The 13,810-nt window shown below is 63.8% G+C and carries 10 protein-coding genes; 4 read left to right on the top strand and 6 right to left on the bottom strand.

Features of this window, described 5'->3' with window-relative positions:
- The first annotated feature begins 285 nt into the window (after positions 1-285).
- The 3 genes from P9875_RS16230 (at position 286) to P9875_RS16220 (ending at position 2,534) form a co-directional block, all read left to right on the top strand.
- On the top strand, positions 286-666 hold the full coding sequence (locus P9875_RS16230) for a hypothetical protein (protein WP_051958562.1): 381 nt from the start codon (positions 286-288) through the stop codon (positions 664-666).
- A gap of 7 nt (positions 667-673) precedes the next feature.
- Entirely contained in the window at positions 674-1,003 is a 330-nt protein-coding gene (locus tag P9875_RS16225; RefSeq protein WP_035818966.1) for an immunity protein Imm33 domain-containing protein, read from the top strand.
- Between the two features lie 85 nt (positions 1,004-1,088).
- Complete coding sequence (locus tag P9875_RS16220) at positions 1,089-2,534, top strand: serine hydrolase domain-containing protein (RefSeq protein WP_099401990.1); 1,446 nt, start codon at positions 1,089-1,091, stop codon at positions 2,532-2,534.
- Here P9875_RS16220 and P9875_RS16215 read toward each other — a convergent pair.
- From P9875_RS16215 to P9875_RS16205, 3 genes are all read right to left on the bottom strand, one after another.
- Positions 2,531-3,106 carry a type 1 glutamine amidotransferase family protein gene (locus P9875_RS16215; RefSeq protein WP_278315933.1) on the bottom strand — a complete coding sequence of 192 codons (576 nt, stop codon included), beginning with the start codon at positions 3,104-3,106 and terminating at the stop codon, positions 2,531-2,533. The genes P9875_RS16220 and P9875_RS16215 overlap by 4 nt on opposite strands.
- 216 nt (positions 3,107-3,322) lie before the next feature.
- Entirely contained in the window at positions 3,323-4,096 is a 774-nt protein-coding gene (locus P9875_RS16210) for a ferredoxin--NADP reductase (RefSeq protein ID WP_035818959.1), read from the bottom strand.
- Between the two features lie 225 nt (positions 4,097-4,321).
- The gene (locus P9875_RS16205) at positions 4,322-5,428 is read right to left on the bottom strand and encodes an acyltransferase family protein (RefSeq protein ID WP_278315932.1); all 1,107 of its coding nucleotides are present in this window, start codon (positions 5,426-5,428) and stop codon (positions 4,322-4,324) included.
- 264 nt (positions 5,429-5,692) lie between these two features.
- Here P9875_RS16205 and P9875_RS16200 point away from each other — a divergent pair, with 264 nt between their 5' ends.
- Positions 5,693-7,198: a DASS family sodium-coupled anion symporter gene (locus P9875_RS16200; protein WP_035818954.1), complete on the top strand. Its 1,506-nt coding sequence runs from the start codon at positions 5,693-5,695 to the stop codon at positions 7,196-7,198.
- 13 nt (positions 7,199-7,211) lie between these two features.
- On the opposite strand, the gene P9875_RS16195 is transcribed toward P9875_RS16200, so the two are convergent.
- Genes P9875_RS16195 through P9875_RS16185 form a run of 3 tightly spaced genes read right to left on the bottom strand, consistent with a single transcriptional unit; the run spans position 7,212 to position 13,793 of the window.
- A complete protein-coding gene (locus P9875_RS16195) occupies positions 7,212-7,586 on the bottom strand; it encodes an oxidoreductase (protein WP_176389055.1) in 375 nt (124 codons plus the stop codon).
- A 19-nt stretch (positions 7,587-7,605) separates the two neighbouring features.
- A complete protein-coding gene (locus P9875_RS16190) occupies positions 7,606-10,146 on the bottom strand; it encodes an EAL domain-containing protein (protein WP_278315931.1) in 2,541 nt (846 codons plus the stop codon).
- On the bottom strand, positions 10,143-13,793 hold the full coding sequence (locus P9875_RS16185) for a response regulator (RefSeq protein ID WP_278315930.1): 3,651 nt from the start codon (positions 13,791-13,793) through the stop codon (positions 10,143-10,145). Before P9875_RS16185 ends, P9875_RS16190 begins: the two co-directional genes overlap by 4 nt.
- Positions 13,794-13,810: the final 17 nt, after the last annotated feature.

Below are 13,810 nucleotides of genomic sequence, written 5' to 3'. Positions count from 1 at the left end.
TGGTTAAGTACTGCTTGCGCTGTATGCCATGGTATATGGCCATTCGATATTAGCGCCTGAATAAATAAGCGTCAACTTGAAAATCAATCGTATCCGCGATTATATTTTTCAAATACTCACCAAATATCACGCGAGCCATTTATGTTATTGCAGTGCGATAAATAATAAGCGCGGCACTTTAAATAATCGGCACGGTGCTTTATTATTGCCAGCAAACGGATCGGCCATGCCCGCGGCGAGGCACTATAATGGCGCCTGTTGAATGGATAAGGCACAACGTACTCTATGGAAATGGCCATCACAGACAGCTTGCGGCAGCTGGCATACGCGCAGGCCGCCGCCTTCGTGCAGACGCTGGACGGGCGCGATCCTGTTGCGCTGCAACGCGACTGGGGTCTGTCGCTGGCCGTGGCCGACGAGATCATCGACATGCTCGACAGCTATTTTGCGGCGAGCCAGGCATTGTCCCTGTCGCCGCTGGCGCAAGCCTTCGTGCCGGGCAAGGGCGGCCGTCCCGGCGTCGACGTATATGCCACCGACGCTGGAGCGCTGGGCCTGGAATGCCTGCTGCTGGCCGATGGCAAGCCGGGCGAAGCGATCCTGCACCTGGAAATGTCCGGTCACGATGGCGCGCTGCGCCTCCACTACCAATATATCGGATCCTGAAGACCCTATGATTGAACTGATCAGCGAAACACAGCAGCGCATCTGCGACAAATTCGGCTTGCCGGCGCAAGCACCCGAACCCATGGTGGCCCTGGCCATCGGCAGCCTGGACCAGTCGCCCATCTATGGCACGCGCGTCGTGCTGCCGGAAAACGGCACCATCAGCTGGTTCATCCACTGCGGCGAACACGACGATGCCAGCGGCTTTTACCAGCCCCTGCATGCGGAACACCTGCACGAGATGCTGCCGCAGGTGGTCGATTACCTGGCCTTGCCCAGTGGCGCCAGGTTCATCCTCGACCGCGAAGGGTACGAGGACGTGTGGCTGGAAGAGTAACTTTCCGACCGGCAAGATTGTCGTTGACGTTGATAAATAGGTATGGGATGCTGCGGTTCCATTTTCCACTGTCGAAAGCCGCATCTTGAAGCCACGCCTGCCGTCCGTCCTGTTCGCCCTGGCGCTTGCCGCCGCCCCCGCCAGCCATGTGCAGGCGTCCCCAGCGGAACACGACATTGCCGCCTTCGTGCGCAGCGAAATGCAGGAGCGCCAGATTCCAGGGCTGCAACTGGCCGTGATACAAGGTGGCAAGGTTGTGCTGAAGCGCAATTTCGGCCTGGCCAGCCTGCAATACCAGGTGCCCGTGACGGAGGCTAGCCTGTTTTCCATCAATTCGGCCACGAAGGCGTTTGCGGGCGTGGCCGTACTGCAGCTGGTGCAACAGGGCAAGATCGACCTGGCCGCGCCCATCGGGCAGTACCTGACGGGGCTGCCTGTCGCCTGGCAAGCCGTGACGGTGACGCATTTGCTCAACCACACCTCGGGCTTGCCCGACGTGCTGGACCAGCGCAGCGGCAAGCTGGTGGGGCCGCAGCCGGACGATGCCGAGGCGGCGTGGACAGCCGTACAGGCGCTGCCCGTGGAAGCTGCGCCTGGCCAGCGCTTCCGCTATAACCAGACCAATTATGTGCTGCTGGCGCAATTGGTCGAGCGGCTAGGCGGAATGCCCTTTAGCACTTTCGTCCAGCGCGGGCAGTTTGACGTGGCCGGCATGCCGCATAGCGGTTTTGGCGACGCGAAGGACGTGGTGGCCAACAAGGCCAGTTCCTACGTGCTGGACCGGGGCGGTAACGGTTACCGCAATGTGATCGAAGACTTTCCCGTGTTCATGCGCGCCGGCGCTGGCATCAACAGCAATGCGGGCGAACTGGCCAACTGGCTCATCGCGCTGCAGTCCGGGCGCTTGCTGGTGCCCGCCAGTGTGGAACGGCTGTGGCAGCCGACCAGCTTGAATGACGGCAAGCCGGCGCCGTGGGCGCTGGGCTGGCCCACCATCGGCCGCGATGGTCACCGCGCCGTGGCCGGCATCGGCGGCGCCCGCTCAGCCTTTTATGTGTATCCCAACGATGGCCTGGCCGTCATTATCCTCAGCAACCTGGCCGGCGCCCAGCCGGAACAGCTGATCGATACTGTCGCCGGCTTTTATCTTCCCGCCCTGCGCCAGCAGCGCGGCGGCGCGTATGCCGCGCACTTGCTGCGCAACAAAGCGGCCAGCGCCGGTTTCGACGGACTGGACAAGAAACTGGCGGCCATCCGGCGCCAGCATGGCTTGCCGGAACCCACGGAAGATGACTTGAATGCCTGGGGCTATCGCCTGCTGGGACGGCAGCAGCCGAAACAGGCGGTGGCCGTCTTCGAGCTTGGCGTGCAGCTGTATCCGCAAGGGGCGAATGGCCACGACAGCCTGGCCGAAGCGTACGAGGCCAATGGCGCGAAGGCGCAGGCCGTCACGCATTACCGCCGTTCGCTGGAACTCGATCCGGGCAACACGCACGCAATGGAGCGCCTGCGCGCGCTGGGCGCCAATTAGCCGGGCGTCTTGCCGTGTTCGGCGCCGTGCATGGCCAGGTAGGCGGCCAGGTTGTCATCGGCGATGCCCAGGGCGCGCAAGACTTCCTTCGTGAAGCTGACGGGCGCCGTGCCCGGTGCCGTGATGACACGCTGGTCGGCCACGGCCCACGGCACATCCTGGTACAGGGCGGCGCCCGCATAGCCGGTTGCCGTCAGGTTATCGGCGCAATTCGAGGTGTGGCGCACGTTGTCGAGCACGCCAGCCTGCGCCAGCACGCGCGTGCCGTCGCAAATGCCGGCCAGCACGATATTCCTGTCGCGGGCCGCGCGCAGCAAGGGGGAGATATCGGGCGCCTTGCCGCTTTGCCAGTGGCTGCCGCCACATACCATCAGCAAATCGAGTTCATCAAGCACAATCTCTTCCAGCGCCAGTTGCGGGGTGACCAGCATGCCGCCGGACGAGGTGACGGGCAAGCCGCCGGGCGTGGCGAACTCCGTGTAAAAGCCGTAATACAGGCGCGCCGTGGAATTGAGCAGGGCGGTTTCCCAATCGGCAAAGTTCTCGGTCAGAATGGTGATGGCACGTGTCATGAAAATTCCTGTCGCAGGTGGAGATATCAATAGTAATACAGGCTCGCTAGCCTGCTGGTGCCGAAATCATAATGAACGGTACTGACAATTTCTGTCAGGAGCGTGCAGCCTGCGCAACAATCGCCGGCCCACTGACGCGGCAATGAAAAAGGCCCGGCGCCGCCGAAGTGTGCGGCGGGACCGGGCCCCTGGAGTATGGCGGATGACTCTTGCGGATTACTTCTCGGCGAACGCGCGCTCGACAACGAAGTCGCCAGGCGTCGAGGTATTGCCTTCCTTGAAGCCACGCGCTTCCAGCATTTCCTTCAGGTCGCGCAGCATGTCCGAGCTGCCGCAGATCATCACGCGGTCTTCGGCAGGGTTCAGTGCCGGCACGCCCAGGTCTTCGGCCAGCTTGCCATTCTCGATCAGCTCCGTGATGCGGCCCATGTTGCGGAAGTCTTCGCGCGTCACGGTCGGGTAGTAGCGCAGCTTGTCGCTGACCATTTCGCCCAGGAATTCGTGTTTCGGCAGGTGCTCTTCCAGCAAGTCGTGGTAAGCCAGCTCATCGACCTGGCGCACGCCGTGCACGAGGATCAATTCGTCGAAGCGTTCGTAGATGTCCGGATCGCGCACGATGCTGAGGAAAGGCGCCAGGCCCGTGCCCGTCGACAGCATGTACAGGCGCTTGCCTGGCAGCAGGTAGTCGGACACCAGGGTGCCCGTCGGCTTGCGGCCGACGATGACGGTGTCGCCCACTTGCAAGTGCTGCAAGCGCGACGTCAATGGACCGCCCGGTACCTTGATGCTGAAAAATTCCAGGTGGTCTTCGTAATTGGCGCTGGCGATACTGTAGGCGCGCAGCAACGGCTTGCCATCGACGCGCAGGCCGATCATGGTGAAATGGCCATTCGAGAAACGCAGCGACGGGTCGCGCGTGGTGGTAAAGGAGAACAGGGTATCCGTCCAGTGGTGCACGCTTAAAACGCGCTCTTCATTCATCGAACTCATAGTATGTGTTGGCTGGTCAAAAAAATGGTTATTTGCTGGCAACTGCTGGCAAAAGTGAAACCCTGTGTAGGCCCAGACGCTATTGTACTGGCCTCCAGACGAAATTGTTACCGTCTATCGCCGCCATTGCTGCCGCACGCGGTGCCGACATTATAGTGCGAATGGCAAGGCGGGGCTGGAAATGGGCCGGAAATGAACGGTGGGCATGCGGACTCTTGACCTGGCTCACTTTTCCGCGGCACGCCGCCAGCGCTGGCGGATGGCGGCATTGGCCGGTTCGGACACGTAGCGTGCCACGAGGGCGGCAGCGAGCGCCGTTGCGGCCAGGAACAGCGCCAGCCAGGGCAGGCGTTCCGCGTAGCCCAGGCCCGCCTTGTCCACCACATTGCGCATGCCGGCCAGCACGATGATATGGAACAGATAGAGTTCGTAGCTATGGCGGCCCAGCCATTGCAGCGGGCCGGGCCGTCGCTGGCTGGCCGGTCCGGCCGCCACGCCGCCAAGGATGAAGGCGGCGCTGGCTAAGGCGACCAGGGTAAAACCGAACACCTCATTGCCGCCGATGCCGCGCACATACACGGCCGCCAGAGCCAGGCCCGCTGTCCAGCGCAAGAGTCGCCCGATCCGCGCGCTTGGTTGCCAGCGTTGCGTCAGCATGGCCGTCAGGCAACCGATGGCGATGGCGTCGAAGCAGGCGATATAGCCGTACATGAAGTCAATCTCATTGTCCGCATGCAGGCTGCGATACACGGGGCCGGCGACGATGGCGGCGCCGCACAGCAGCATGATCGCCTGGCGCCGGCGCAGGATGCGGCACGACAAGGGCAGCAGCAGATAAAACATTTCTTCGACGGACAAGGACCAGTACACATTCAGGCAGTAATTGAAATAGCCGGCGCTTTGCATCAGCACGTTATGCCAGAAGGTCAGCACGGAGGCGATGGCGATGACGAAATAGCTGGCGGGCAAATCCTTGCCGCCGTCCGAGTTGGCAAAGTAGGGCACGTCCAGCACGCCCAGCAGCACGATGATGGACAGGGCCAGCAGCAGCGATGGCAGCAGGCGGGCAATGCGGTAGAGATAGAACGCCGCCAGGTCGATGCGCGCCAGGTCGCCCCAGCGCTGCAGCGAGGTCGAGGTGATCAGATAGCCGGAAATGACGAAAAACATGGTCACGCCGTAATTGCCCTGGTAGGCGGCGCGCAGCAGCCAGGCGGGCAGGATTTCGAGCGGGCTGTTCTTCAAGCCGTAGGCGAGGGCGAAGTGCAGCAGCAGCACGCCCAGGATGGCGGCGCCGCGCAAGGCGTCGATATGGTGGTTGCGGGTATTCAATGGTTTCCTTGTCAGCCTGGCTGGCGACTAATGGGGCAATTATGCGACACGTGTCGCTTGCCGGTCAACGATTTTACAGATAGTCGGTAGCGAATGCGGCAACGGGGCACGGGCAGGGAAGTCTTGCGTGTATGATATTGCCGAACAGAATTGTTGGGCATCTGTCATCGTTGAAGGCGCGTTTTTTCCTGCGTCCCGGCCCAAGACTCTGCGCGTGCCACGCCGCTTGCTACGATGCCTGACCCACAGCGAAAGGTAATAAAGATGTATAAAACAGTGCGCGACTTGTTCCTGCATTTCAAGGAAGCCGTCCCATTCCGCCTCGTCCCCGCCCTGATCTGCACCGCTTTGCTCGTGAGCATGCTATTGCTGCCGGCGCCGGACGGCTTGACGCCCAAGGCCTGGGGCCTGGTGGCGATTTTCCTCACCACGATTCTGGCGATCATCCTGAAAGTCATGCCGATCGGCGTGATGGCCATGATGGCCATCGTCATCGTGTCGCTGTCGCAAGTGACGTCGACCTCGTCCAAGGGCGCCATCACGGATGCGCTCAGCAGTTTCTCGAATCCCTTGATCTGGCTGATCGTCGTGGCGATCCTGATTTCGCGCGGCCTGAAAAAGACGGGACTGGGCAGCCGCATCGGCCTGCTGTTCATTTCCCTGCTGGGCAAGCGCACCATGGGCATCGGCTATGGCCTGGCCATTTGCGAACTGGTGCTGGCGCCATTTACGCCCAGTAACACGGCGCGCGGTGGCGGCATCGTCCACCCCGTCATGAAATCGATCGCCAACGCCTTCGATTCGGATCCGGCCAAGGGCACGGAAAAGAAGGTCGGCACCTACCTGGCCCTCGTCAACTACCACGCCAACCCGATCACCTCGGCCATGTTTTTGACGGCCACGGCGCCCAATCCGCTGGTGGTCGACTTCGTGGCCAAGGCCAGCGGCCAGAGTTTCCACCTGACGTGGACCACCTGGGCCCTGTGCATGCTGTTGCCGGGCCTGGTCTGCCTGCTGCTGATGCCCCTGATTATTTATTGGCTGTCGCCGCCGGAACTCAAGGCCACGCCCGACGCCGTCACCTACGCCAAGGCGGAACTGAAAAGCATGGGCCCGCTGTCGCCGTCGGAAAAAGTCATGCTGGGCACCTTCGCCTTGCTGCTGTTGCTGTGGGCCAACGTTCCCGCCATGCTGTTCGGCCCCGCGTTTTCGCTCGATGCGACGGTGGTCGCCTTTGTCGGCCTGTTCGTGCTGATCATCACGGGCACCATCGACTGGGATGACGTGCTGTCGGAAAAGAGTGCCTGGGACACTTTGGTGTGGTTCGGCGCGCTCGTCATGATGGCCGAGCAACTCAACAAGACGGGCGTGATCGCCTGGTTCTCGGCCGGCATGAAGGCGGCGATTGTCGCCAGCGGCATGGACTGGCTGCCGATCGCCGGCGTCCTGGTGCTGGTGTTTGTCTTCTCGCACTACTTCTTCGCCAGCACGACGGCCCACATCAGCGCCATGCTGCTGGCCTTCCTGACGGTGGGCCTGCACCTGATCCCGGCCGAATACCACGTGCCCTTCATGCTGATGATGACGGCCGGCTCGGCCATCATGATGACACTGACCCACTATGCGACGGGCACCTCGCCCATCATCTTCGGCAGCGGCTTCGTGACCATGGGCAACTGGTGGAGAGTCGGCTTCATCATGTGCGTGGTGGAGCTGCTGATCTTTGCCGTCGTCGGCACGACGTGGTGGAAGGTGCTGGGCTACTGGTAAAGCAGGCGGCTCGTCACGGCAACTGGCCGCGCACGACGTGCAGCAGATATTCGCGCGCGGCAGCCCGTTCCATGCCTTTTTCCATCAGCAGCGGCAACAGGCGCTCAAACAGCTGGCGCCGCTCCTGGCTGGCCTCGGAGGTGCTGCGCCGGTCTGAAAAGAAATCCATCAGGGTCGAACCGCACAGGCAATTGCGGTAGACCTCGACGATGGCCACGTTGTTATCGTCGAAGCTTTGTTTCAGCCCGGAGACATTCTGGCGCATCGATTGCGTCTGCCCGATAAACTCGTCCGCCGTGGCGAAGACGCGCCCGCAGCAGGCGCAATGCTTGGGAAAGGCGGCTTCGGCCAAGGCGCGCAAGCCTGCGAAGAACAGCTGATCCGGCATGCTTGCTCCTGGTGGTGCGCTAGGCGGCACGGTTGCCGATCTCGATGCCATGCGGACTCACGGGCGGGCGCTGCACGCCCGATTCGAAGCGCACGAAGGCTTCGCGCAAATGGTCTTTCAGCAAGGTTTCGTCCCAGGGCTTGGTGATGAACTTGTAGACCGAGCCTTCGTTGATGGCTGCCGTGACCGAATGCAGTTCAGGGTAGCCGGACAGCATCACGCGCACGATCTCCGGATAGATGCCCTTGATGCGGCGCAAGAGTTCGTTGCCGGACATGCCCGGCATGCGCGCATCCGTGAGGATCACGCCCACGGCATTGGCGGCCACCAGTTCCAGCGCTTCCTGCGGCTTGCTGGTGCTGAGTATCTGGTAGCCTTCCTTGCGCAGCGAGCGGCGCAGGGCGGACAGGATGTGCTCTTCGTCGTCCACCAGCAGCAGCACACGCTGCGGCGTTTCGGCATGGCAGTTCTCGGGCGGCAAATGGGTGCCGGCATGCAACATCTGATCCATCTCGGCGCCGGGCAGCGGGCGGCTGAAGTAATAGCCTTGCATGGCGTCACAGTGGTTGGTATTGAGAAATCCCAATTGCCCCTCCGTTTCCACGCCTTCGGCTACGGTGGTCATGTGCAGCGACTTGGCCATGGCGATGATGGAGCGGGTCAGCGACGCGCCATCCACGCTGTCGGTCACGTCGCGGATGAACGATTGATCGATTTTCACCACGTCGATGGGGAACTGCTTGAGGTAGGACAGGCTGGAATAGCCGGTGCCGAAGTCGTCCAGCGACAGGGTGACGCCGATTTCCTTCAACTGTTCCAATGCCTTCACCACGAGGTCGCGGTTTTGCATCAGCACGCTCTCCGTCAGCTCCAGTTCCAGGCAGTGGGCCGGCACGCCGCTGTCGGCCAGCACTTCGCGCACCAGCTGCGGCATATCGGCCTGGCGGAACTGGCGCGCCGACACGTTGACGGCCATCGTCAGGTGCGTAAAGCCGTAGGCATGCCAGACGCCCAGTTGCGCGCACGCCGTGCGCAGCACCCATTCGCCGATGGGCACGATCATGCCCGTTTCCTCGGCTAGGGGAATGAAGCGGTCCGGCGGCACCAGGCCGATGCCGTCGCGGCGCCAGCGCAGCAGCGCTTCCATGCCATAAATCTTGCCGCTGGTGAGGTCGACCTTGGGCTGGTAGTGCAGTTCCAGCTCGCCCAGCGCCAGCGCCTGGTGCAGCGCGTGTTCGATTTCGGCCCGCTCCTCCACCAGCACGCCCATCTTGTGGTTGTAGAACTGGTAGCCGTTGCGGCCCTTGTCCTTGGCGCTGTAAAGGGCCGCATCGGCCGTCTTGAGCAGCATGTCGCCGCTGTCGCCGTCGGACGGAAACACGCTGGCGCCGATGCTGGTGCTCACGTGCAGGGTATGCTCGCCCAGCACGAAAGGATCGGCGAACACCGCCAGCACTTTTTGCACGATCTGTTCGGCCGTCACGATGTCGGGCAGGTCCGTCAGCAGGAGGACGAATTCGTCGCCGCCCTGGCGTGCCACGGTGTCACCCTCGCGCACCGCCAGCTTCAGCCGACGGGCCACTTCCTGCAGCAGCGCATCGCCCACCGGGTGGCCATAGCTGTCGTTGACGAACTTGAAACGGTCGAGGTCCAGCATCAGGGTGGCCAGGTGCAGGCGGGTGCGGCGGGCATGGGCGATGGCCTGGCCGATGCGGTCGTTCAGCAACTGGCGGTTGGGCAAGTCCGTCAGCGCATCGTGGTTAGCCAGGTATTCGATGCGCAATTGCTGCAGCTTGCGTTCCGTGATGTCCTGCACGGTACCGCGCATCAGCAGCACCTGGCGGCCTTCGCGCACGGCTTCGGCCTGGTGAAAGACGATGCATTCGCCGCCATCGGGCCGTAGCACCTTGTGTTCCAGGCCGTAGCTGGTGCCGCTCGCATGCAGCTCCATGAAGGCATCGAGCAGCAGCGGTCGCTGGTCTTCCGGCAGGCATTGCAGCAGGCGCTCGAAGCTGGTGGGGCCGGAATCGGCGTCCAGGCCCAGGATGCGCAACAGTTCCGGCGACCAGTAGCCGTCACCGCCGGCGACCCGGTATTCCCAGTTGCCGAGGCGGGCCAGCGCCTGCGCGTGGTTCAGGCTTTCCTGGATACGGCTCAATTCGGTGAGCGCGCTGCTGGCCCGCAGCAGGTAGCGCAGCCGGTGCGCCAGCAGCCGCCATTGCATCGGCTTGGAGATAAAATCACTGGCGCCCGCTTCCAGCGCCTGCTTGATGGAGTCATCGTCGTCGTTGCCGGTCAGCACGACGATGGGCACGTGCGCGCCGCCGGGCAAGCGGCGCAGCTGCTGGCAGCATTCGAAGCCGCTCATGCCGGGCATGGCAACGTCGAGCAGGATCAGGTCGGGCACGCCGCGCTGGAAAGCGGCCAGCGCTTCCAGGCCGCTGGCCGCTTCCTCGATGCGGAAGCCTTCCGGTTCCAGCGCTTCCGTCACCAGGATGCGCGTCATGGTGTCGTCATCGACCACCAGGACCAGTGCTTGCGGGAGCAGTGCGGTATTCATATGGCTTCCTTCTCAATGGCCTGGGCGGCGAGGACACGGTCGAGTTCTTGCTGGATGCCGCGGATATGCTGCAGCGCGCTGCCGACGTCATTGCCGCGCGCGTATTGTTCGATTTCACGGCAGGTGGCCGACAAGCCCAGCGCGCCCACGTTGGCGCAGCTGGACTTGAGCGTATGGGCCGCCAGCTGCAGGGCCGCGGTATCGCTGGCCTCGGCGGCCACTTCCAGCTGGCCCAGCAGGCGCGGCGCGTCGCTGTAGAACAGGTCGATGATGCGGCCCAGCACGTCGGGACGGCCGGGACGCCGCATGGCGCGCAGGTTTTGCAGGGCGGCGGCGTCGAGGATGGCGGCCGATTCCACCGGCGCCGCCTCCGTGGTTACTGTAGGCGTCCCGGCTGTGGCCTGCGCGGCGGGCGACGGGCGCCAGCGGGCCAGGATTTCCAGCAGGGCGGCGCGCGTGTACGGCTTGGCCAGGTAGTCGTCCATGCCCGCGTCCAGGCACAGTTCGCGGTCGCCGAGGATGGCGTTGGCCGTCAGGGCAATGATGGGCATGCGAACACGGCCTTGCTGGGCTTCCATGCGGCGCAAACGCCGCGTCGCTTCGAAACCGTCCATTTCCGGCATCTGGCAATCCATCAGGATCACGTCGAACGGGTAGCGCTCCCACAGGGCCAGCGCGCGCCGCCCGTTGTCGGCCGGCGTCGCTTCGTAGCCGCTATCTTCCAGCATGGCCAGGGCGATTTCCTGGTTGATGGCGTTGTCCTCCACCAGCAGCATGCGCAGCGGCGCCTGGCCTGCGTCTACGGTTTCCGCTGGCGCGGGCAGGGCAGGCATGGCAGGTATTGTTGGCGCCAGGGGGGCGTAGCCGCACACGGCTTCGATGCAGTGGCGCAGTTCCAGCGCCCGCACGGGCTTGGTCAGACAATATGCCACGCCCAGCGCCGTCACCTGGCGCAACTCGGCCGAGGCATCGAGTGAACTGAGCATGATGATTTTCAGGGCCGCCAGGCCGGTGTCGGCCTTGATCGCCCGCACCAGCTCGGGGCCATCCATGACCGGCATGCGCATGTCGATGATGGCCAGGTCGAACGGGCGCCCGCCGCGCAGCGCGGCTTGCAGCAGGCCCAGCGCTTCGGCCCCGTCGGCGGCGCTGGCGGCGGCCATCTGCCACTCGATCGCATGCTGCAGCAGGATCGTGCGGTTGGTGGCATGGTCATCCACGATCAGCACGTGCAAGGCGCCCAGCGACACGCGCGGCGGCGGCGCCGGCGGCGCGTCCTCGGGCGCCACGGTGCCCACGGCAACAGTGACGGCAAAGCTGGACCCCTGGCCCGCCACGGATTCGAGCACAATGTTGCCACCCATCATTTCCACCAGCTGCTTGATGATGGCCAGGCCCAGGCCCGTGCCGCCGTATTTGCGCGAAGTGGTGCTGTCGGCCTGGCGGAAGGGCTGGAAGACGGCGGCGGCCGCCTCCGGCGCCATGCCGATGCCCGTGTCGCGTACTTCCAGGCGGATCTGGCCGGCGGCGGGGCAGCTGACATCAACGGAAATCTCGCCCCGTTCGGTGAACTTGGTGGCGTTGTTGAGCAGGTTGGTGAGGATCTGGCGCAGGCGCACGGGGTCGCCGCGCACGTGCTGCGGCACGTCGGAGGCGATGCGGCAGGTAAATTCGATGGCCTTGCGCTGGATGCCATTGGCAAACAGGGCCACGACATCGTCGATCACCTGGCGCAGGTCGAAGGGGATATGTTCGAGCACCAGCTTGCCCGCCTCGATCTTGGAAAAATCGAGAATGTCGTCGATGATGCTCAGCAGACTTTCGCCCGAGCGGTGTACCGTGTGCACGAAACGCTGCTGCTTGGGACTGAGTTCAGTACGCTGCAGCAATTCCGTCATGCCCAGCACGCCATTCATCGGCGTGCGGATCTCGTGGCTCATCTTGGCCAGGAATTCCGACTTGGCGCGGTTGGCGGCGTCGGCCTCGGCCTTGGCCTGCTTGAGCGCCAGGTCGCGCTGTTCGACGTGCTCGAGCATGCCGTTAAAGCCCATGATCAATTGCCCCAGTTCATCGCTGCCATGCTGCGCCACGCGCACCGACAGCGGCTTGCCGCCGCGGATATGGGCAATCGCATGGGACAGGTGCGCCAGCGGCCTGGCGATGGAAGCGCTGATCAGCCCCGTGATGGCCACGCAGGCCAGCAGCAGGATCAGTCCAATGCCGAGAATCAGCACGAAGGCGTGGCGCACGCCATCGCGCACCTGGGCCACCGCGTCCTGCTGCTGCCCTGTGATGCGCGCCACTTGCTGCGCCGAATAGGCGGCCTGTTCGCGCTCGAAGGCGCGCACGTGGTCGATGACCTCGTCCAGCGCCTTTTCGCTGTCCAGTACGCTGCCCTTGGCTTGCACCAGCCGCTGTCCCGACCGCTCGACCTTGTCCAGGTAAGTGTTGACGCCGCGCGTTTCGGCCAGCAAGCCCAGCTGGCCTATGCTTTGCAGCAAGGTTTGCATGGTGGCCATGTCGCCGTGCAGGGCGCTGATGTGCAGGGCGATATCGTCGCCCAGGCGCGTGACGTCGCCGGCGGCCGTGGCCAGCATGACTTCGCCCACGCCGATGCTGATGGCGTCGACGGCCAGGTTGATTTCGCCGCTGGCGTCCTCGATGCGGGCCGAGGTGCGCATGTAGCGGTTGGCCTGCGCCAGGCGGTCGCGTCCGATGGCCAGCTGCAGTTCGATGGGATCGAGTTCCTCGGCCAGGCGCAGGAGCGTGGAGGCCAGGGTGGCGCCGACTTGTTCCTTGAGCGCCGCATAGTGCGCCTGCTGCGCCGCGCTGGCGCCGCCCTCGGCCAGCAGTCCGGCGCGCAAGGCCAGCAAGCCGGCGGCGGGATCGAGCATCTGGCGCGCCGTGGCCAGCAGCTTTTCCCGCAGCGCCTGCTGGGCCGGGCTGATGCCGCGCTCGCCGCTTCCCGCCAGATGCGCGACGGCCGCCGTCAGCCGTTCGCGCAAGGGGGCGATGCGAAAACGGTTCTTCACGGCCTCCGTTTCGGCCAGCGCAATCTGCATGTCGAGGATGCTCTTGCGCAAGTCGGTCAGGTAGCGCGCGTTCTCGTTCAGGCGCTGGCTTTCCAGCTGAACTTCGGCGGCGGTGGCCTGAGCCTGGCTGTCGACCAGGCGGATCTTGCCGCGCGCGCCCTTGGCGGCGACCTTGATCTGCGCCAGCACCTGGCGCATTTCCGTCGCCTGCGCCTTGTAATAAGCCTCGTTTTCCAGGCGTTTGCGCACGGCCACGCGCATGCGCTGGAATTCCTGCTCGAAAGCCGAGTGGTAGCGCGGCGTTTGCAACTCGCCATGACGCCGCAATTGCTGGCTGATGCTCTCGGCGGCCTGGATATTGGCGACGATCTTGCTTGATACCTGCTCCAGCTGCGCCAGGTCTTCCGCCTTGCCCAGCTCGAAAAAATCCGATGCCATGTCTTGCACGGTATAGCGCAGGCGCAAGACGTCCGTGTACAGCGGCACGGTCCGGTCGGTCAAGCCATGCACATGGGTTTCGATGCCTTTCACCAGCAGCAGGCTGGCCGCCGCCATGGCCGCCACGCCCGCCAGCAGGACGGTGGTACTGATGATCAGCTTGGTCCTGATTTTCATGCCAGGCTCCAGGTCGC

Origin of the sequence: Janthinobacterium rivuli (assembly GCF_029690045.1) — a bacterium.
Taxonomy (GTDB): Bacteria; Pseudomonadota; Gammaproteobacteria; order Burkholderiales; family Burkholderiaceae_D; genus Janthinobacterium; species Janthinobacterium rivuli.
This window is presented reverse-complemented; position numbering and strand designations above follow the sequence as displayed.